The sequence below is a fragment of the Variovorax sp. DAIF25 genome (assembly GCF_050711835.1).
In the GTDB taxonomy this organism is placed as follows: Bacteria; Pseudomonadota; Gammaproteobacteria; order Burkholderiales; family Burkholderiaceae_C; genus Variovorax.
Genome location: NZ_CP136636.1, coordinates 4,910,216 through 4,930,282, shown reverse-complemented (window position 1 = coordinate 4,930,282; position 20,067 = coordinate 4,910,216). Strand labels below are relative to the sequence as shown.

Annotated in this window: 18 protein-coding genes; 15 read left to right on the top strand and 3 right to left on the bottom strand. The window is 70.2% G+C overall.

What is annotated here, in order from left to right:
• The first annotated feature begins 56 nt into the window (after positions 1-56).
• The 6 genes from R0232_RS22665 to R0232_RS22640 all read left to right on the top strand — a co-directional run bounded on the left by R0232_RS22665 (position 57) and on the right by R0232_RS22640 (position 7,757).
• Positions 57-989: a LysR family transcriptional regulator gene (locus R0232_RS22665; RefSeq protein ID WP_208513332.1), complete on the top strand. Its 933-nt coding sequence runs from the start codon at positions 57-59 to the stop codon at positions 987-989.
• 15 nt (positions 990-1,004) lie between these two features.
• Entirely contained in the window at positions 1,005-2,999 is a 1,995-nt protein-coding gene (locus R0232_RS22660; protein WP_296777294.1) for a DNA topoisomerase IV subunit B, read from the top strand.
• Positions 3,000-3,010: 11 nt separating this feature from the next.
• Positions 3,011-3,931, top strand: coding sequence for a lytic transglycosylase domain-containing protein (locus R0232_RS22655; protein WP_431509496.1), 921 nt, complete (start codon positions 3,011-3,013; stop codon positions 3,929-3,931).
• 64 nt (positions 3,932-3,995) lie between these two features.
• A complete protein-coding gene (locus tag R0232_RS22650; protein ID WP_431509495.1) occupies positions 3,996-5,114 on the top strand; it encodes a Kelch repeat-containing protein in 1,119 nt (372 codons plus the stop codon).
• Positions 5,115-5,160: 46 nt separating this feature from the next.
• A complete protein-coding gene (gene parC, locus R0232_RS22645) occupies positions 5,161-7,569 on the top strand; it encodes a DNA topoisomerase IV subunit A (protein WP_431509494.1) in 2,409 nt (802 codons plus the stop codon).
• Complete coding sequence (locus R0232_RS22640) at positions 7,569-7,757, top strand: hypothetical protein (protein WP_093354683.1); 189 nt, start codon at positions 7,569-7,571, stop codon at positions 7,755-7,757. Before parC ends, R0232_RS22640 begins: the two co-directional genes overlap by 1 nt.
• A gap of 14 nt (positions 7,758-7,771) precedes the next feature.
• Here R0232_RS22640 and R0232_RS22635 read toward each other — a convergent pair whose 3' ends face one another.
• Positions 7,772-8,887 (bottom strand): MBL fold metallo-hydrolase, encoded by a 1,116-nt coding sequence (locus tag R0232_RS22635; RefSeq protein WP_431509493.1) that lies wholly within the window; start codon positions 8,885-8,887, stop codon positions 7,772-7,774.
• Between the two features lie 153 nt (positions 8,888-9,040).
• On the opposite strand from R0232_RS22635, the gene R0232_RS22630 reads away from it, so the two are divergent.
• Positions 9,041-9,577, top strand: coding sequence for a cysteine hydrolase family protein (locus R0232_RS22630; protein ID WP_431509492.1), 537 nt, complete (start codon positions 9,041-9,043; stop codon positions 9,575-9,577).
• A gap of 13 nt (positions 9,578-9,590) precedes the next feature.
• On the opposite strand, the gene R0232_RS22625 is transcribed toward R0232_RS22630, so the two are convergent.
• The gene (locus R0232_RS22625) at positions 9,591-11,303 is read right to left on the bottom strand and encodes a hypothetical protein (RefSeq protein WP_431512924.1); all 1,713 of its coding nucleotides are present in this window, start codon (positions 11,301-11,303) and stop codon (positions 9,591-9,593) included.
• Positions 11,304-11,480: 177 nt separating this feature from the next.
• Between R0232_RS22625 and R0232_RS22620 the strand changes: the two genes are divergently transcribed.
• From R0232_RS22620 to R0232_RS22585, 8 genes are all read left to right on the top strand, one after another.
• Positions 11,481-12,152 carry an amino acid ABC transporter permease gene (locus R0232_RS22620; protein ID WP_057595383.1) on the top strand — a complete coding sequence of 224 codons (672 nt, stop codon included), beginning with the start codon at positions 11,481-11,483 and terminating at the stop codon, positions 12,150-12,152.
• Between the two features lie 27 nt (positions 12,153-12,179).
• Positions 12,180-12,833, top strand: a complete 654-nt coding sequence (locus R0232_RS22615) for an amino acid ABC transporter permease (RefSeq protein WP_209543327.1) — start codon at positions 12,180-12,182, stop codon at positions 12,831-12,833.
• Between the two features lie 74 nt (positions 12,834-12,907).
• Entirely contained in the window at positions 12,908-13,705 is a 798-nt protein-coding gene (locus R0232_RS22610) for a transporter substrate-binding domain-containing protein (RefSeq protein WP_093354693.1), read from the top strand.
• A gap of 19 nt (positions 13,706-13,724) precedes the next feature.
• The gene (locus tag R0232_RS22605; RefSeq protein WP_281080738.1) at positions 13,725-14,477 is read left to right on the top strand and encodes an amino acid ABC transporter ATP-binding protein; all 753 of its coding nucleotides are present in this window, start codon (positions 13,725-13,727) and stop codon (positions 14,475-14,477) included.
• On the top strand, positions 14,477-15,220 hold the full coding sequence (locus R0232_RS22600) for a sugar phosphate isomerase/epimerase family protein (protein WP_431509491.1): 744 nt from the start codon (positions 14,477-14,479) through the stop codon (positions 15,218-15,220). The genes R0232_RS22605 and R0232_RS22600 overlap by 1 nt, the downstream gene beginning before the upstream one ends.
• 16 nt (positions 15,221-15,236) lie before the next feature.
• Complete coding sequence (locus R0232_RS22595) at positions 15,237-16,190, top strand: sugar kinase (RefSeq protein WP_431509490.1); 954 nt, start codon at positions 15,237-15,239, stop codon at positions 16,188-16,190.
• 5 nt (positions 16,191-16,195) lie between these two features.
• Positions 16,196-17,197 carry a 2-hydroxyacid dehydrogenase gene (locus R0232_RS22590; protein ID WP_431509489.1) on the top strand — a complete coding sequence of 334 codons (1,002 nt, stop codon included), beginning with the start codon at positions 16,196-16,198 and terminating at the stop codon, positions 17,195-17,197.
• Positions 17,194-18,228 (top strand): LacI family DNA-binding transcriptional regulator, encoded by a 1,035-nt coding sequence (locus R0232_RS22585; RefSeq protein ID WP_057595376.1) that lies wholly within the window; start codon positions 17,194-17,196, stop codon positions 18,226-18,228. The genes R0232_RS22590 and R0232_RS22585 overlap by 4 nt, the downstream gene beginning before the upstream one ends.
• Here R0232_RS22585 and R0232_RS22580 read toward each other — a convergent pair.
• Positions 18,119-19,864, bottom strand: coding sequence for a GMC family oxidoreductase (locus R0232_RS22580; RefSeq protein ID WP_431509488.1), 1,746 nt, complete (start codon positions 19,862-19,864; stop codon positions 18,119-18,121). The genes R0232_RS22585 and R0232_RS22580 overlap by 110 nt on opposite strands.
• Between the last annotated feature and the right edge of the window lie 203 nt (positions 19,865-20,067).

Below are 20,067 nucleotides of genomic sequence, written 5' to 3'. Positions count from 1 at the left end.
AAAGGGGGATAGAGTTCCGCTCAGTGCGGACGTCGGTGTCCGCAATGGAGCCTCTCATGGACAGCCTCAGCGGCTTCTCCGTTTTCGTCCAGGTCGCCGAGACCCGCAGCTTCGTCGCCGCCGGGCGGGCCCTCGGCGTGTCCGCCTCGGCCGTGGGCAAGCGCGTGGCGCGGCTGGAGGAGCGCCTGGGCGTGCAGCTGTTCCACCGCAGCACGCGCAGCATCACGCTCACGGCCGAGGGCACGCTGTTCCTCGCGCGCAGCCGGCGCGTGCTGGCCGAGATCGAGGCCGCGGAGCAGGAGCTCTCGCACTCGGCGCTCGCGCCGCGCGGCAAGCTGCGCGTCAGCCTGCCGCTGATCAGCTCGCTGGTGCTGCCGGTGCTGGCCGGCTTCATGCGCGAGCACCCGGCCATCGAGCTCGACCTGGACTTCAGCGACCGGCTGGTCGACGTGGTCGAGGAGGGCTTCGACGCCGTGGTGCGCACCGGCGAGCTGGCCGATTCGCGGCTCTCGGTGCGCCGGCTGGGCGCGTTCTCGCAACTGCTCGTGGCCTCGCCCGACTACCTCGAGCGCCACGGCACGCCGGCCTCGATCGCCGAACTCGCCGCGCACGCCTGCCTGCACTACCGCTTTCCCGCCACGGGCAAGGTGGAGGTCTGGCCGCTCGTGCCGCTGCCCGACGGCAGCGAGTTCAAGCCGCCGGTCGCCATGATCTGCAACACCATGGAAGCCCGCCTGTGCTTCGCCGAGCGCGGCCGCGGCATCGCCTGCCTGCCCGACTTCAGCGTGCGCGAGGCCCTGGCCGCCGGGCGGCTGCGCAGCGTGCTGCCCGAAGCCGTGCGGCCCCACACCATCGGCCTGGGCGTGCTGTGGCCGTCGGGGCGCCATCCCGCGCCCAAGCTGCGGGCCTTCATCGACCACCTGAGTGCCCACCTGTTCACGCCGCCGCCGGCTTCCTGTACGGGCATCCAGTTGTTTGGCGGCGACTGACTACAATCCGCCCCCATGGCGACTCCCCCCAAGACTCCAACCAGTTCCTCCGACGCCTCCGGCTACTCCGAAGGCTCGATCCGCGTGCTCAAGGGCCTCGAGCCCGTCAAGCAGCGCCCGGGCATGTACACCCGCACGGACAACCCGCTGCACATCATCCAGGAAGTGCTCGACAACGCGGCCGACGAAGCGCTCGCGGGCCACGGCAAGAAGATCAAGGTCACGCTGCACGCCGACGGCTCGGTCAGCATCGAGGACGACGGCCGCGGCATCCCGTTCGGCCTGCACCCCGAAGAGAAGGCGCCCGTGATCGAGCTGGTCTACACCCGGCTGCACGCGGGCGGCAAGTTCGACAAGGGCTCGGGCGGCGCCTACAGCTTCTCGGGCGGCCTGCACGGCGTGGGCGTGTCGGTGACCAATGCGCTGTCGAAGCGACTCGAGGTGGCGACGCACCGCGAAGGCTCGGTGGCCAGGCTGGCCTTCAGCGGCGGCGACGTGATCGAGGCGCTCGAGGTCCGCAAGCTCGAGGCCGGCGAGCGCAAGCAGGGCACCACGGTGCGCGCCTGGCCCGACGCCAAGTACTTCGAGACCGTCGCGCTGCCGATGGGCGAGATCACCCACCTGCTGCGCAGCAAGGCGGTGCTGATGCCCGGCGTGAGCGTCACGCTGGTCAACGAGAAGACCAAGGAAACGCAGCAGTGGCTCTACAAGGGCGGCCTGAGCGACTACCTGATGCAGACGCTCAACGGCGATCCGGTGATCCCGCTGTTCGAAGGCAGCGGCCATGCCGACAAGAACGCCGACAACTTCGCCGAGGGCGAGGGCGCCGACTGGTGCGTGGCCTTCACCGAAGACGGCCAGCCGGTGCGCGAGAGCTACGTCAACCTGATTCCCACCAGCGCCGGCGGCACGCACGAGAGCGGCCTGCGCGACGGCCTGTTCACGGCGGTCAAGGGCTTCATCGAGCTGCACTCGCTGCTGCCCAAGGGCGTGAAGCTGCTGCCCGAGGACGTGTTCGCGCGCGCCTCCTACGTGCTGAGCGCCAAGGTGCTCGATCCGCAGTTCCAGGGCCAGATCAAGGAGCGCCTGAACTCGCGCGACGCGGTGCGGCTGGTGTCGAGCTTCGTGCGCCCGGCGCTCGAGCTGTGGCTCAACCAGCACGTCGACTACGGCCGCAAGCTCGCCGAACTGGCGATCAAGGCCGCCCAGACGCGCCAGCGCGCGGGCCAGAAGGTCGAGAAGCGCAAGGGCTCGGGCGTGGCCGTGCTGCCCGGCAAGCTGACCGACTGCGAGAGCAAGGACATCAGCCACAACGAGGTCTTCCTGGTCGAGGGCGACTCGGCCGGCGGCAGCGCCAAGATGGGCCGCGACAAGGAAAGCCAGGCCATCCTGCCGCTGCGCGGCAAGGTGCTCAACACCTGGGAGGTCGAGCGCGACCGGCTGTTCGCCAACACCGAAATCCACGACATCTCGGTGGCCGTGGGCGTCGATCCGCACGGCCCCGACGACACGCCCGACCTCAGCGGCCTGCGCTACGGCAAGATCTGCATCCTCTCCGATGCCGACGTGGACGGCTCGCACATCCAGGTGCTGCTGCTCACGCTGTTCTTCCGCCACTTCCCGAAGCTGATCGAAACCGGCCACGTGTATGTCGCGAAGCCGCCATTGTTCCGGGTCGACGCGCCCGCGCGCGGCAAGAAGCCGGCCTCCAAGGTCTATGCGCTCGACGAGGGCGAACTGACCGCCACGCTCGACAAGCTGCGCAAGGACGGCGTGCGCGAAGGCGCCTGGAGCATCAGCCGCTTCAAGGGCCTGGGCGAAATGAGCGCGGAACAATTGTGGGAAACCACGCTCAATCCGGACACCCGGCGCCTGATGCAGGTCCAATTGGGCCGTTTCGACTTCAGCGCCACCCAGGGCGAGATCACCAAGCTCATGGGCAAGGGCGAAGCGGCGGCGCGGCGCGAATTGATGGAACTGCGCGCCGACGACGTCGACATCGATGTTTGATTCCACCCCGCATGTCTCTCCTCAAGCCTTCGTTGCTCCTGGCCTTCCTGCTGCTCGCGCTGCAGGGGCCGGCGCGCGCAGCTGACGTCTACGGCTACATCGACGCCAACGGCGTGGCGCACTTCGCGGCCGAGAAGGTCGACGAGCGCTACCAGGTGTTCTTCCGCGACGGCCAGAGCTTCGACACCACGCAGGGCATCTCGCCGCTCGGTCGCCTGGGCCGCGGCGACCGCAAGCTCGACGGCAAGTTCGATGGCAAGGTGTCGCCGGCCTCGCAGACGCTGCTGGCCATGTTCGAGGCCTCGCCGAGCTACAAGATCGCCAAGAGCGCGCTGCGCGATGCCTCGAACAAGCATGCGATCGACTACGAGCTGCTGCAGGCGCTGATCGCCACCGAGTCGGGCTTCGACGCGCAGGCCGTCTCGCCCAAGGGTGCGCGCGGGCTGATGCAGCTGATGCCCGGCACCGCGCAGCGCTACGGCGTGGCGGGCGACCAGCGCGCGAGCCTCGAGAAGAAGCTGTTCGACCCGCGCATCAACATCGCCGCCGGCTCGCATTACCTGCGCGACCTGATCGCGATGTTCCCGGGCCAGATCGAGCTGGCGCTGGCGGCCTACAACGCGGGCGAGGGCGCGGTGCAGCGCGCGGGCAACAAGATCCCGAACTACAAGGAAACGCAGAACTACGTGCAGACGGTGCTGCAGCTCTATGCCTACCTCAAGCCCTCGGTGGCCCGGGGCGGCAGCCTGCGCGGCGGCAAGACGCCGGGGCGCATCCGCATGGAGATGACGGTGCCCGCCGGCGGCGCGATCGGCCGCGGCAACATGCCCTCGGATTCGCCGCGCAGCCTGCCGGCGATGCCGGCCGTGCCCGAGTCGGCCGCGCCGCCCGCGGCCGATGCCGGCGAGCGATCCGCCGCGCCGCTCTCGTGAGCACGGCGTCCCGCGAGCGAGCGCCTTCGCCCGCCCCGACCACCCCAAGAACGAGGAGACCGCGATGCAACGCCGAGATTTCGTCCTGGCCGGCGCCGCCGCGCTGAGCGGCGCCGCGCGCGCCCAGCATCCGGCCTCGCACGCGGCGCCGCAGCCCGTGCCGTCCTCGGCCGAGCCCTATGCGCGGCTGCAGGGCGGCGTGCCGCATCACATGACGCCCGAGCAGGAGGCGCAGCGCGTCACCGACAGCCCCGCGCCGCGCGGCCCGCAGGGGCGCTGGGCGGCGCGCGCGGCGCTGCCGATCCCGCGCAGCGAGATGGCCTGGGCCACGGCCGCGCAGGGCCGCATGCACGTGGTCGGCGGCTACGGGGAGGGCGCGGTCAACCGCGACTACCACCACATCTACGACCCGCAGGCCGACCGCTGGCTCGACGGCGCACCGCTGCCGCGCGGCGCCAACCACGTGGCCGTGGCGGCCGACGGCGGCCGGGTCTATGCGCTCGGCGGCTTCGTCGAGCAGAACCGGCGCTCCGACACGAATGCCTACGTCTACGAGATCGCGGCCAACCGCTGGAGCGCCATCGCGCCGCTGCCGCGCCCGCGCGGCGCGGCCGCCGCCGTGGTGCTCGACGGGCAGCTGCACCTGATCGGCGGCGCCTCCGAGCCCGCGGCCGAACGCGCCAGCGTGGGCTGGCACGAGGTCTACGACCCGAAGGCCGACCGCTGGAGCGCGCGCAAGCCGCTGCCCGGCGCGCGCGACCACGTGGGCTGCGTGGCGCACGGCGGCCTGATCCACGTGGTCGGCGGGCGCTTCAACACCTTCGAATACAACACCGACCTGCACCACGTCTACCTTCCCGCGCGCGACACCTGGGAGCCGCGTTCGCCGCTGCCCACCGCGCGCTCGGGCCATGGCCTGGTGGTCTATCGCGACCGCTTCTTCGCCATGGGCGGCGAGGGCGGTTTCCTCGTCGGTGGCGTGCCGCGCCAGGCCAAGGTCTTCGGCCAGATGGAAAGCTACGATCCGGTGGCCGACAGCTGGCAGCGCCATGCGCCCATGACCACGCCGCGCCATGCCGTCGGTGCCGCCGTCATCGGCGACTGGATCTACGTGGCCGGCGGTGGCGCCGTGCTCGGCGGCTCGGTCCAGTCGGCGGTGCACGAGGCCTTCACGCTGGGCTGAGCGCCTTCGTCGCCCCTTCTTTTTTCGTTTTCTCACCCGCTCTTTCATGGACTCCCAACCCCCGCTCGATCTCCTGCCTCCCGGCGACGACAACAACGGCGGCGACGGCACCTCGCTCACGCTCGCCGACTATGCCCAGACCGCCTACCTCGAATACGCGCTGAGCGTGGTCAAGGGCCGCGCGCTGCCCGACGTGTCGGACGGCCAGAAGCCGGTGCAGCGGCGCATCCTGTATTCGATGTCGCGCATGGGCCTGGGCTTCGGCGGCACCAACGGCACCGTGGGCGCCAAGCCCGTGAAGAGCGCGCGCGTGGTCGGCGACGTGCTCGGCCGCTTCCATCCGCACAGCGACCAGGCCGCCTACGACGCGCTGGTGCGCATGGCGCAGGACTTCTCGCAGCGCTATCCGCTGGTCGACGGCCAGGGCAACTTCGGCAGCCGCGACGGCGACGGCGCCGCGGCCATGCGCTACACCGAGGCGCGCCTCGCGCGCATCACCAGCCTGCTGCTCGACGAGATCGACGAAGGCACGGTCGACTTCATCCCCAACTACGACGGCAGCACCGAGGAGCCGCGCCTCTTGCCCGCGCGGCTGCCGTTCACGCTGCTCAATGGCGCCAGCGGCATCGCGGTCGGCCTGGCCACCGAGATCCCGAGCCACAACCTGCGCGAGATCGCCGATGCCTGCGTGGCGCTGATCAAGTCGAACGGCAAGCTCAGCGAGGAAGAGCTGTTCGCCATCGTGCCCGGCCCCGACTATCCGGGCGGCGCGCAGATCATCAGCAGCGCGGGCGACATCGCCGATGCCTACCGCAGCGGCCGCGGCTCGCTCAAGGTGCGCGCGCGCTGGAAGATCGAGGACCTCGCGCGCGGCCAGTGGCAGCTCGTGGTCAACGAGCTGCCGCCGGGCGTGAGCACGCAGAAGGTGCTCGAGGAGATCGAGGAGATCACCAACCCCAAGGTGAAGGCCGGCAAGAAGGCGCTGAGCACCGAGCAGACCCAGGTCAAGGCCGCGATGCTCTCGGTGCTCGACGTGGTGCGCGACGAGTCGAGCAAGGACGCCGCCGTGCGCCTGGTGTTCGAGCCCAAGACCTCGCGCATCAGCCAGGAGGAGTTCATCACCACCTTGCTGGCGCAGACCTCGCTCGAGACCTCGTCGTCGATCAACCTCACGATGGTGGGCATCGACGGCAAGCCGACGCAGAAGTCGCTGCGCCAGATGCTCAACGAGTGGATCGCGTTCCGCGAGATCACCGTCGAGAAGCGCTCGCGTCACCGGCTCGACAAGGTGCTGGACCGCATCCACATCCTCGAGGGGCGGCAGCTGGTGCTGCTCAACATCGACGAGGTGATCGCGATCATCCGCGCCGCCGAGGAGCCGAAGGCCGCGCTGATCGCGCGCTTCAACCTCAGCGATCGCCAGGCCGAGGACATTCTCGAAATCCGCCTGCGCCAGCTGGCGCGGCTCGAAGCCATCAAGATCGAGCAGGAGCTCAAGAACCTGCGCGAGGACCAGAAGAAGCTCGAGGACATTCTCGGCAACCCCGCGGCGCTGCGCCGCCTGCTGGTCAAGGAGATCGAGGCCGACGCCAAGACCTTCGAAGACCCGCGCCGCACGCTGATCCAGGCCGAGAAGCGCGCCGTGGCCGAGGTCAGGGTGGTCGACGAACCGGTCACCGTGATCGTCTCGCAGAAGGGCTGGGTGCGCGCGCAGAAGGGCTGGGCCAGCGAGAAGGCCGCGGGCAACGGCGCCGCGGCGCCCGAGTACAGCTTCAAGTCGGGCGACTCGCTCTACGGCGCCTTCGAATGCCGCAGCGTCGACACGCTGCTGGTGTTCGGCAGCGCCAAGGACAAGAGCGTGCGCGTCTACACCGTGCCCGTGGCCTCGCTGCCGGGCGCGCGCGGCGACGGCCAGCCGGTCACCACGCTGATCGAGCTCGATGCGGGCACGCATGTCACGCACTACTTCGCGGGCCCGGTCGCGGCCAGCCTGCTGCTGGCCAACTCGGGCGGCTACGGCTTCATCGCCACGGTCGAGAACATGATGTCGCGCCAGCGCGGCGGCAAGGCCTTCATCGACGTGGGCGAGGGCGAGCAGTTGTGCCGGCCCTCGCTGGTGGGCGGTGCCGGCGGCGCCGAGCCGATGCCCATGGCCACGCACGTGGCCTGCGCCTCCACGGGCGGGCGCATCCTGACCTTCGAGATCGCCGAGCTCAAGAGCCTGCCCAAGGGCGGCCGCGGCCTCACGCTGATCGACCTCGAGCCCAAGGACACCCTCGCGGGTGCCGCGGCCTACACGCGCAGCGTGAGGATCGAGGGCATCGGCCGCGGCGGCAAGGAGCGCGACGAGACGCTCGAGATCCGCACCCTCAACAACGCGCGCGGCGCCCGCGCGCGCAAGGGCAAGGCGGCCGACCTGGGCTTCAAGCCGGCCAGCATCGTGCGGGTGCTCTGATGGGCGGCCTCGACATCAGCACCATCGGCTTCGTCATCGCGATCGTGACCGGCATCGGGAGCTTTCTCGTGGGCCGGCACTTCCGCGGCAAGCGCGCCGAGAAGAAGCGCGCGAAGGACCGCGTGGCGGCGCAGGCGCTCGAGACGCGCCAGCAGCGCCGCGCGCGCGAGCGGCGCGAGCGCGGCTAGCCGCTCGCTACCCGTTACTTCAGGCCTTCCCACCAGCGCACGTTGGTGCGCGCCTGGCCCACCGTCAGCACCTCGCCGATCACCGGCGTGGCCAGTTCGATCTTGCGCTCCTGCGTGAGCTTCGCGATGCGGTCCAGCGGGTCGTGCCAGCTGTGGAAGGCGAGGTCGAAGGTGCTGTTGTGCACCGAATAGAGCACCTTGCCGCGCAGGTCCTCGAAGGCCTGCACGCTCTGCTCGGGCGTCATGTGGACCGCGGGCCAGTAGGCGTCGTAGGCGCCGTTCTCCATCAGCGCGAGGTCGAAGCCGCCGAAGCGCTCGCCGATCTGCTTGAAGCCCGGGAAGTAGCCCGAGTCGCCGCTGTAGAAGATGCGCTGCTCGCCGCTTTGCACCACCCACGAGGCCCACAGCGTGCGGCCACGGTCGGTCAGCGAGCGGCCCGAGAAATGCTGTGCCGGCGTGGCCGTGAGCTTCACGCCGTCGTGCTCGCCGCCCTGCCACCAGTCGAGCTCGCTGATGCGCTCGGGCGGCACGCCCATCGCGATCAGCCGCGCCTTCACGCCCAGCGGCACGAAGTAGTGCTGTACCCGCTTCGCGAGGTACTCGATGGTGTAGACGTCGAGGTGGTCGTAGTGGTCGTGCGAGAGGATCAGGCCCTCGATCGGCGGCAGGTCCTGCAGCGCGATCGGCGGCTGGTGGAAGCGCTTGGGCCCCGCGAACGAGAACGGCGACACGCGCTCGCCGAACACCGGATCGATCAGCCAGTACTTGCCGCGCAGCTTGAGCAGGTGCGAGGAATGGCCCAGGCGCACCACGTGGTTGGCCTGCGCGTCGAGCGCGGCCAGCGCGGCCGGCGTCAGCGGCTCCACGGGGATCGCATCGGTGGGCACCGAGTCGGTCTTGGTCTCGAAGAAGAAGCGGGTCCAGATCTTCCACGTGCTCTGGTTGGGCAGCACGTCGGGGTTGTCCATGTTCTGGAAGGTGCAGCCCTTGAACTGCGGCGAGGCGTCGTAGCGGACCTCGCAGCCGCTGTTGCTGCTGCAGCCGGCCAGCAGCGCGCAGGCGGCCGCGAAGGCGGCGGTGGCGCGCCTGCGCAGGCGCTGCGAAAGGGAAGGAGCGTTGGGGTCGGTCATGGCAGGTGTTGTGTGGTTCTGCGGGCGGCGCGAGCTTAGCGGTGGGTGCGCGGGCAATGGTTTCAACGTCAGAAACATTCGCCGGGCAGGGGCATTGGAGGCGTCCTGTGCGATCCTTCGGCCTCACCGTCCGCGCACCAGAAAGGGTTCCCCATGACTCTCGCCGTCCTCGTCATCGACATGCAGCGCGGCCTCGTCGACGACGCCCCGCGTCCGCACGAAGCCGCCGCGGTGATCGAGCGCATCAACGCGCTCACCGCCCGCGCCCGCGCGGCCGGCGTGCCGGTGGCCTTCATCCAGCACGAGAACGAGGTCGACCTGGTGTTCGACTCCGAGCGCTGGCAGCTCGCCGGCGCGCTCAACACCGACACGCGCGACGCGCGGCTGCGCAAGACCACGCCCGATTCCTTCCTGCGCACGCCGCTCGATGCCTGGCTCTCGGAGCGTGGCGTGAAGCGCGTGGTGGTCTGCGGCTATTCGTCGGAGTTCTGCGTCGACACCACGGTGCGCCGCGCGGCCGGGCTGGGCTACGCGGTGACGCTCGCGGCCGACGCCCACACCTCGCACGACAAGCCGCATGCCACGGGCGCACGGATCCGCGCCCACCACAACGCCACGCTGGCGGACATAATGAGCTTCGGCGTTCCGATCCGCGCGGTCGACAGCGCGCAGGTGTCGTTCGGCGGTTGAGGTCGGCGGGTCTTCAGTCGGCCCCGGGCTTCCACACCCGCACCAGCGCCCCGAGCTTCTCGCGGAAGCTCATGCGGTCGTTCGACAGCACGTCGATGAAGTCCGACAGCCGCTGCGACTTGACCATGGTGTAGACCGTGAGCCAGGTCGTGAACACCAGCACCATGCCGAACCAGATCGCCTTGCGCCACAGCGGCGCCTCGGCCTCGGCCAGCAGATTCATGCCGAGGAAGCCGGTGGTGATGGTGCCGATCAGGCCGAACAGGGTCACGACCGTGAGTCGCACCACGGTGTTGGCCTGGCGCCGCAGGCTGTCGGCGTCGAGGTAGGTGTTCATGTCGGCGATGCGCTCCTTGACCTCGTCGTAGAGCGGATCGAGCCCGAGGTGGGTGGCGCACAGGTGCGACAGCGCGCGCACCTGCGCCTGCTCCGAGATCTCGTGGAACCAGTAGCGGTGCGTGAAGCGCAGGAAGCGCTCGAAGCTCGCGCGGATCGCGCGCTTGAAGCGCTTCACGCTCGGCGTGCTGCGGATGTCGAGGCGCTTGAGCGCCTCCACCAACTGGTCCGAGAACATCAGCAGCGAGGCCTTCTGGAAGTGCGCGATCAGGAACAGCAGGAAGTGCTGGTGGCGGAACTGCGCGAGCACGCCGCGGTCGCGGCAGCAGAAGAACTCGGAGCGCGCATCGCCCACCACGATCAGCGCATGGCCGTTGCACAGGTAGCGCGTGTGGGGGGCCGCGCCGGCATCGACCCAGAAGCGGTCGTAGCAGTAGCGGCTCTCGAAGTCGGCCAGGTGATGGTCGGCATAGGGCAGGTGGTCCTGGCGTCCCGCGAGCGCCGCCTCGGCCTCGCCCGCGCCCGTGACCAGGCCGAGGCGGATGAAGTCGTTGCGCGTGAGCCGCTTCGGATCGTCGAGCGACAGATAGGCCATCACCGGCATGCGGTAGTACTCGATCTGCCGGTAGCGCAGCGCACCCTTGTCCTCCGAATGGTCGCTCACCAGCGGCTGCATCAGGTAGGCCCAATGGGCCGCGATGCGTGGCGCGCGGTGCTGCGCCACGTGCGAGATGAAGGCCTCGCTGTGCTGCGCGTCGGAGCTGGCGAGCACGCGGCCGTCGGCCGCCAGCCATTCGACGCTGGCCATGCAGTGCAGCGCGCCGCCCTCGGCATCCCAGCCCGCGGGATAGGCGCGGCCGAAGCGGTAGAGCAGCTCCTGCGCCTGCGCCAGGCTCAGGTCGTTCACGCCGACTTCGAGGTTCAGCAGCACCACGTCGACGTCGAAGAAGAAGTAGAGGTCGCAGTGCACCACCTCGAGCGTGATCGGTGCCTCGCCGGCGCGCGTGACCACGCGCACCGCGGCGATGTCGTGGCGGCGGAAGATGCGCATCGGCGAGTCGCCGTCGCTGCCCGTCTCGGGCCCGCCGGCCTGCGCGCGCGAGCGTCCCTCGCCGTAGAGGAAGCGCTGCACATAGGGCAGGAAGCTCACGAACTCGTTGTAGTGGCGCTGGTGGAAGCGGCTGCTGTCGCCCGTGTATTCGTCGATCTCCTCGCGCCAGGGCGAGGCCTCGCCCATCTCGCGCAGCAGGTGCCAGGGCGCCTGGTGCGCGGACTTGGCATCGCGCACCGGCATCAGCCGCACGGGCCACAGCAGGGCCTGGCGCAGGTGCTTCACGGCAGGGGCATGGGCGGAGGTCTCGGCGAGCGTGGCGCCGGGGTCTGCGGCCATGTCGTCCAGCTGCGCGGTCGTGGGGTCGGCCAGGGGTGTGAGCATCGCGGAAGTGTAGGCAGCGGCCCCCCGCAAAGACCGACTAGGGTAATCCCTCGGTCATCGTGAAACCGGTTTCATATAAGCTGCAAGCATTGCTTTTCCACTGTGCGCGTGCACCCGCGCCGCAGCCGGACCATGAACTACCAGTTTCAATTCGACGCCGTCTTCGCCGCCTGGCCGCTGCTGCTCAAGGGCACGTGGATCACCGTCCAGCTGTCGCTGGTCGCCACCGTGCTCGGGCTGGTGGTGGCCATCTTCTGCGCCTGGGGCAAGACCTCGGGGCCGGGCTGGCTGCGCTTCGTGATCAACGCCTACATCGAGGTGATCCGCAACACGCCGTTCCTGGTGCAACTGTTCTTCTTCTTCTTCGCGCTGCCGGCCATCGGGCTGCGCTGGTCGCCGCAGACGGCCGCGCTGGTGGCGATGGTGGTGAACCTCGGCGCCTATGCCACCGAGATCATCCGCGCCGGCATCGAATCCATTCCCAAGGGCCAGATCGAGGCGGGCCGCGCGCTCAACCTCAAGTCCTGGGAGATCTTCCGCTTCATCATCATCAAGCCCGCGCTCAAGGCCATCTACCCCGCGCTCACCAGCCAGTTCATCCTGCTGATGCTGAGCTCGGCGGTGGTCTCGGTGATCTCGGCCGACGACCTGACCTCGGTGGCCGCCAACCTGCAGTCGCAGACCTTCCGCAGCTTCGAGATCTACATCGTGGTCGCGGCCATCTACCTCGCGCTGGCGCTCGCCTTCTCGGCGATGTTCAAGCTGATCTACAAGCGCACGCTCAACTACCCGGACCGCCGGTAAGCGTCGACCGACGGAGACCATCACACCATGCGCACCTTCGGCTTTCCCGAATTCCTGTTCATCCTCGAAGCGGCCCAATGGACGCTCGCGCTGTCGGCCATCGCCTTCGTGGGCGGCGCGATCCTGGGGCTCGCGATCGCGCTCATGCGCACGTCCGAATCGGCGTGGGCACGCGGCGTCTCGACCACCTTCATCCAGATCTTCCAGGGCACGCCGCTGCTGCTGCAGCTGTTCCTGGTGTTCTTCGGCGCGCCGGTGCTGGGGCTGGACATCAACCCCTGGGTCGCCGCGGGCGTGGCGCTGGTGCTCAACAGCGCGGCCTTCCTCGGCGAGATCTGGCGCGGCTGCATCGAGGCCATTCCGCGCGGCCAGTGGGAGGCGGCGCAGGCGCTGAGCCTGAGCTACAGCGCGCGCATGCGCGACGTGGTGCTGCCGCAGGCCTTCAGGATCGCGCTCGCGCCTACCGTGGGCTACCTGGTGCAGATCATCAAGGGCACGTCGCTCGCGGCCATCATCGGCTTCGTCGAGGTCACGCGCGCCGGCCAGATCGTCAACAACGCCACCTTCCAGCCGCTCATCGTGTTCTCGGTGGTGGCCGCCATCTACTTCGTCATCTGCTGGCCGCTGTCGCTGCTGGCTGCGCGCATGGAACGCAAGCGCGCACGCGCGCTGGCCCGCTGATTTCCCCGTTCGCCATCTTCCCCGTCGCTTTCGTTTTTTCCGTCGCTTCCTTTCTTTTTCAGGAGACACATCCCATGACCCGCACCACCACCCGCCGCGCAGCGATCGCAGCCCTCGGCCTCGGAGCCGCCCTCACCGTTTTCGCCCCCTTCGCCTCGGCGCAGAGCGTGGCCGACATCAAGAAGAAGGGCGAGATCACCATCGGCATGCTGGTCGACTTCCCGCCCTACGGCACCACCGACGCGAAGAACCAGCCCGACGGCTATGACGCCGACGTGGCCAAGCTCTTGGCCAAGGACTGGGGCGTGAAGGCCAACATCGTGCCGGTGACCGGCCCGAACCGCATTCCCTTCCTGCTGACCAACAAGGTCGACCTGCTGGTCGCCTCGCTGGCCATCACGCCCGAGCGCGCGAAGCAGGTGCAGTTCTCGCAGCCCTACGCGGCCGCCACCATCGTGCTGTACGGCGCGACCAAGACCCCGATCAAGGCCGCCGGCGACCTCAAGGGCCTGCGCGTGGGCGTGGCCCGTGCCTCGACCCAGGACGTGGCCGTGACCAAGGCCGCGCCCGAAGGCACCGAGATCCGCCGCTTCGACGACGACGCCTCGGCCATGCAGGCGCTGATCTCGGGCCAGGTCGACGCCATCGGCTGCTCGGTGACCGTGGCCGCCCAGATCGCCAAGCGCGTGCCCGCCGGCACCTACGAAAACAAGTTCACGCTGGTGCAGCAGTCGATGGGCATCGCGCTGCGTCCGGGCCAGGACGAGCTGACCAAGGCCGTCAACGACTTCGTGGCCAAGAACACCGCCAACGGCGAGCTCAACAAGCTCTACCAGAAGTGGCTGCAGGCCGACCTGCCGAAGATGCAGTGAGCCGGGAGCGGAACACCCCATGACCGACCCCATCATCCGCATGGAAGCCGTCAACAAGTGGTACGGCGACTTCCAGGTGCTGACCGGCATCGACCTCAGCGTGCGCGCGGGCGAGCGCATCGTGATCTGCGGGCCCTCGGGCTCGGGCAAGTCGACGCTGATCCGCTGCATCAACCGCCTCGAGACGGTGCAGAAGGGCCGCATCGAGGTCGACGGCATCGATCTCACGGCCGGCGGCAAGAATGTCGACGCGGTGCGGGCCGAGGTCGGCATGGTGTTCCAGCAGTTCAACCTGTTCCCGCACCTCACGATCCTGCAGAACTGCACGCTGGCGCCGATGCGCTCGCGCGGCATGACGCAGGCGCAGGCCGAGGAGGTGGCGATGAAGTACCTCACGCGCGTGCGCATTCCCGAGCAGGCCAACAAGTACCCGAGCCAGCTCTCGGGCGGCCAGCAGCAGCGCGTGGCGATCGCGCGCGCGCTGTGCATGACGCCCAAGATCATGCTGTTCGACGAGCCCACCTCCGCGCTCGACCCCGAGATGGTGAAGGAAGTGCTCGACACCATGATCGGCCTGGCCGAGGACGGCATGACCATGCTGTGCGTGACGCACGAGATGGGCTTCGCGCGCAGCGTGGCCGACCGCGTGATCTTCATGGCCGAGGGCAGGATCGTGGAGCAGGCGCCGCCCGAGGAATTCTTCGGCAATCCCCAGAACGAGAAGACCCGGCAGTTCCTGGGCCAGATCCTCAGCTCGCACCAGGCCCACTGATGTCCTTCGAGGTCCTGATTTCCTTGTCCTCCTTCGGCGCGGCCGAGGTGGGACGCCATGGCCAGCTCTGGTGCTCGCAGCTGTCGAAGCGCGCGGGCGCCGATTCGGTGGAAGTGCGCGGCGAGATGCTGCGCGACGCCGAGGCCGAACTGCCGGCGCTCAACGGCCTGGCCTCGGTCTATTCCAGTCCCGAGGGCCTGTGGGCCCAGGGCGGCTGGCTCGACAGCGCCGCGCTCAAGCGCGGCATCGCGGCCGCCACGCGCGTGGGCGCGAAGCGGCTGAAGATGTCGATCGGCGACTTCCAGGCGTCCTCGCACGGCTCGCTCTGGGGCCTCAAGGTCGAGCTGGCCGAGACCCGCGTCGAGCTCGTGATCGAGAACGACCAGAGCGTGCGCGCCGGCACCGTGCCCGCGCTGCAGGCCTTCTTCGAAGCCGCCGACCGCGCCGGCGTGTCGCTGGGCATGACCTTCGACATGGGCAACTGGCACTGGGTCGGCGAATGCCCGCTGCAGGCCGCGCAGGCGCTCGGCCAGCGCGTGCGCTACGTGCACTGCAAGGGCGCGCAGCGCCTGCCGCACAAGTGGGTGGCGGTGCCGCTGGGCGACTCGGTGGCACCCTGGCGCGCCGTGCTGCGCGCGCTGCCGGCCGACGTGCCGCACGCCATCGAATACCCGCTCGTGGGCGACGACCTCGAGGCCGTCGTCCGCGCGCAGATCGACTTCATCCGCGCCGCGCGCGCGTAGCGAACCACACACACCGATGACAGAACCCACCGCCTTCGACGTCGCCCTGTTCGGCGAGGCCATGCTGCTGCTCGTGGCCGACCGGCCGGGGCCGATCGAGGATGCGCAGTCCTTCCACAAGCGCACCGCCGGCGCCGAGACCAACGTGGCCATCGGCCTGTCGCGTCTGGGCCTGAAGGTGGGCTGGGCCAGCCGGCTCGGCACCGACTCGATGGGCCGCGCGCTGCTCAACGCGATGCGCGCCGAAGGCATCGACTGCTCGCACGTGATCGCCGATGCCGCGCAGCGCACCGGCTTCCAGTTCAAGGGCCGCGTCACCGACGGCAGCGACCCGCCGATCGAATACCACCGCAAGGGCTCGGCCGCGAGCCACATGGGCCCGGCCGACATCGACGAGCCCTGGCTGCGCTCGGCGCGCCACCTGCATGCCACCGGCGTGTTCGCGGCCATCTCCGAGACCAGCCTGCAGGCCGCGCTGCGTTCGATGGACGTGATGCGCGCCGCGGGCCGCACCATCTCCTTCGACACCAACCTGCGCCCGACGCTGTGGTCCTCGAAGGAGACCATGCGCCACTGGATCAACGAGCTGGCCGCGCGCGCCGACTGGGTGCTGCCCGGCATCGAGGAGGGCCTGCTGCTCACCGGCCACGACCAGCCCGAGGACGTGGCGCGCTTCTACCGCGAGCGCGGCGCCAAGCTGGTGGTGGTCAAGCTCGGCGCCGAGGGCGCCTACTACGACAGCGACGTGGCCGGCACCGGTCGCGTCGAGGGCTTCCCGGTGAAGGAAGTGATCGACACCGTGGGCGCGGGCGACGGCTTCGCGGCCGGCGTGGTCAGCGCGCTGCTCGAGGGCCGCAGCGTGCCCGAGGCGGTGCGCCGCGGCGCCTGGATCGGCGCGCGCGCGGTGCAGGTGCTCGGCGACACCGAGGGCCTGCCGACGCGGGCCGAACTCGAAGCGGCGGGGCTGTGAACGCCATGGCTTCCTCTTCGTCTTCCTCCACCCGCAAGAACGTCCTGGTCTTCCGCACCCTGCCCGAGGACCAGCTCGCGCGCCTGCAGGCCGTGCACGAGGTCGTCGTGGCCGACGCGCGCCAGTCGCCCGAGGCCTTCGCGGCCGCGCTGCCCGCGGCGCAGGGCCTGATCGGCTCGAGCGTCAACTTCAATGCCTCGATGCTCGACGCGGCGCCGCGGCTCGAGGTGATCTCGAGCGTCTCGGTCGGTGTCGACAACTACCCGCTGACCGAGCTGCGCCGCCGCAACATCGTGCTGTGCCACACGCCCGACGTGCTGACCGAGACCGTGGCCGACACCATGTTCGCGATCCTCATGGCCACGCAGCGCCGCGTGGTCGAGCTCTCGACCCTGGTGCGCGAAGGCCGCTGGACGAAGAACATCGGCGAGGACCTGTTCGGCACCGACGTGCACGGCAAGACGCTCGGCATCCTCGGCTTCGGCCGCATCGGCCAGGCCGTGGCGCGCCGCGCCGCCCTGGGCTTCGGCATGCCGGTGCTCTACCACGCGCGCCGCGCGGTCGACCTGGCCGCGCAGGCGCCCGAGCTGCAGGGCCGGGCCACGCACACGCCGCTCGACGAGCTGCTGGCGCGCGCCGACATCGTGCTCGCGATGCTGCCGCTGACCGAGGCCACGCGCGGCATGGCCGACGCCGCCTTCTTCGCGCGCATGAAGCCCGGCGCCGCCTTCATCAACGGCGGCCGCGGCGCGACCGTGAACGAGCAGGCGCTGCTCGACGCGCTCGACAAGGGCACGCTGCGCGCGGCCGGCCTCGACGTGTTCGCCAAGGAGCCGCTGCCGGCCGATTCGCCGCTGCGCACCCATCCGCGCGTGACGCCGCTGCCGCACATCGGCTCGGCCACGCACGAGACCCGGCATGCGATGGCCGAGCTCGCGACCACCAACCTGCTGCAGGTGCTGGCCGGGGAGACGCCGACCGCGCCCTACGACACGGCCAGCGCATGAAACCGACGGGCCGCGCCACCATCGCCGACGTGGCGCAGGCCGCGGGCGTCTCCAAGGCCACGGTCTCGCGCTTCCTCAACCACCGCGAGCGGCTGCTGAGCCCCGACATCGCCGCGCGGGTCGAGGCCGCGATCGCCCAGCTCGCCTATTCGCCGAGCCCGATGGCGCAGGCGCTGAGCCACGGCCGCTCGCGGCTCATCGGCCTGATCGTGGCCGACATCACCAACCCCTATTCGGTGGCGGTGCTGCGCGGCGCCGAGAAGGCCTGCCAGGACGCCGGCTACCTCGTGATGCTGTTCAACCTCGGCAACGAGAGCGAACGCGAGCGCGAGGCCATCGACGCGCTCGCGGGCTACCAGGTCGACGGCTTCATCCTCAACACCCTGGGCCGCGGCAGCGGCGTGTTCGACGCGGTCGCGCTGCACGGCAAGCCCGCGGTGCTGGTCGACCGGCGCCACGCGGGCATGCACACCGACTTCGTCTCGCTCGACAACGAGGCCGCGATGAAGGCCACCTGCGACCACCTGGTCGAGGGCGGCTTTCGCGAGCTGCTCTACGTGACCGAGCCGCTCGCGGGCGTGAGCTCGCGGCGCGAGCGGACCGCGGCCTTCGGCGCCTGCGTGACCGCCAACGGGCCGCGCATGGCCGGCGAGGTGTTCGAGAGCGTGGAGGGCGAACAGCAGGCGCTCGACGATGCCCTGGCGGCGCTGCGCAAGCGCGCCAGGCGCGGCCGGCGCGCCGCCGTGGTGGCGGGCAATGCGGTCGTCACGCTGCGCGTGGCGCAGGCGATGGCGCGGCTGGGCTGGCAGTTCGGCGCCGATCTCGGCTTCGTCGGCTTCGACGATCCCGAATGGGCCTCGCTGATCGGCCCGGGTCTCAGCACCGTGGCCCAGCCCACCGACGACATCGGCCGCGCCGCCGCTAGCTGCCTGATCGACCGGCTGCGGGGGCTCGAAAGCCCGCCGCGGCAGTTGCTGCTGCCGGGGCAGTTGCAGGTGCGGGGCTCGTCGAAGGCGCCTGTCCCTGCGTAGCCGGATCGGCTTCGGCCGCGAAGCGCGCAGGCCCGCGCATCCAGTCGGCCGCGCGCTCGGCGATCATCACCGTGGGCGCGTTGGTGTTGCCGCCGATCAAGGTCGGCATCACCGAGGCATCGACCACGCGCAGGCCCTCGATGCCGCGCACGCGCAGCCGCGGATCGACCACCGCCCCCGCGTCGTTGGGCGCGCCCATGCGGCAGGTGCCGACCGGGTGGTAGATGGTGTCGGCGCGCGCGCGGATCTGGCGCACCAGTTCCTCGTCGCTGCGCGCATCGGCCGTGTAGAGCTCGCGCTGGCGGTACTTCGCGAGCGGCGCCGCCTCCATGATCTCGCGCGTCTTCTTCACGCCCTGCAGCAGCAGCGCGAGGTCCTCGGGGTCGGACAGGAAGCGCGGATCGATGCGTGGCGCCGAGGCCGGGTTGGCATCGGCCAGCCGCACCTCGCCGCGGCTCTTCGGCCGCAACACGCAGACATGGCACGAGAAGCCGTAGCCCGCATGCAGCTTGCGCGCATGGTCGTCGGTGATGGCGATCACGAAGTGCAGCTGCAGGTCGGGCCGGCGCAGCTCGGGCGAGGACTTGACGAAGGCGCCGCCCTCGGCGAAGGGCGTGGCGATCAGGCCGGTGCCGGTCCTGCGCCACAGCAGCGCCTGGCGCAGCAGGGTCCAGCTCGCGCCGAGGCCGATGCCGAACAGGTCGCGGTGCTTCGAGCGGTAGGCGAGGATGAAGTCGAGGTGATCCTGCAGGTTGCGCCCCACGCCGGGCAGCGCTTGCTGCACCGCGATGCCGTGCTGCTGCAGCTGCGCGGGATCGCCGATGCCCGAGAGCATCAGCAGCTGCGGCGAATGGAAGGCGCCGCCGCACAGCGCCACCTCGCGCCGCGCATGGATGCGCTCGACGTTGCCGCCGCGGCGCACCTCCACGCCCACGGCGCGGCCATGCTCGATCACCACGCGCAGCGCCTGCGTGTGCGTGAGCACCGCGAGGTTGGGGCGCGTCATCGCCGGATGCAGGTAGGCGGCCGCGGCCGAGCAGCGCTCGCCGTTCCTCGCGCCGCCATGGAACTGCGTGACCTGGTAGAGGCCCGCGCCTTCCTGCTCGATGCCGTTGAAGTCGTCGTTGAAGGGCACGCCCGACTGCACCGCGGCGCGCACGAAGTCCTCGCTGATGGCGCGCGGCGTCTGCTGGTCGGCCACCTGCAGCGGACCGTCGGCGCCGTGCAGCGGGCTCGCGCCGCGCTGGTTGCCCTCGGCGCGGCGGAACCACGGCAGCACGTCGCCGAAGGACCAGCCGCTGCAGCCGGCGCGCTCCCAGTCGTCGTAGTCCTCGCGGTGGCCGCGCACGTAGAGCATGGCGTTGATCGCGCTCGAGCCGCCGAGGCAGCGCCCGCGCGGCTGGTAGCCGCGGCGGCCGTCCAGGCCCGGCTGCGGCTCGGTGCGCAGCGCGTAGTTGTTGATCGGCGGGCGGCCCGGCAGCATCGCCACCGTGGCGGCCGGCGCGCGTACCAGGATGCCGCGGCCGTCGCCGCCGGCCTCGATCAGGCACACGCGCACGCGCGCGTCCTCGCTGAGCCGCGCGGCGAGCGTGGCGCCCCCGGAGCCGCCACCGACGATCACGTAGTCGAACTCCATCGCCCCGCGTCCTTTCCTGCTTCTTCTTCGATTGCGCCGATGCCGGCCCGTGGACTGTAGGAACGAAACGGGGCGGGGCGCCTAGCGTTTTCCCGTCGGACCAAAGTGGCACTGTCGCGTGCGCGACGCGTGTAATAGGAACCTCCGACGGGGTTTCCCCTGGCGGGGCCGACAGGCGAATGACAGTTGCGCGGTCCACACTC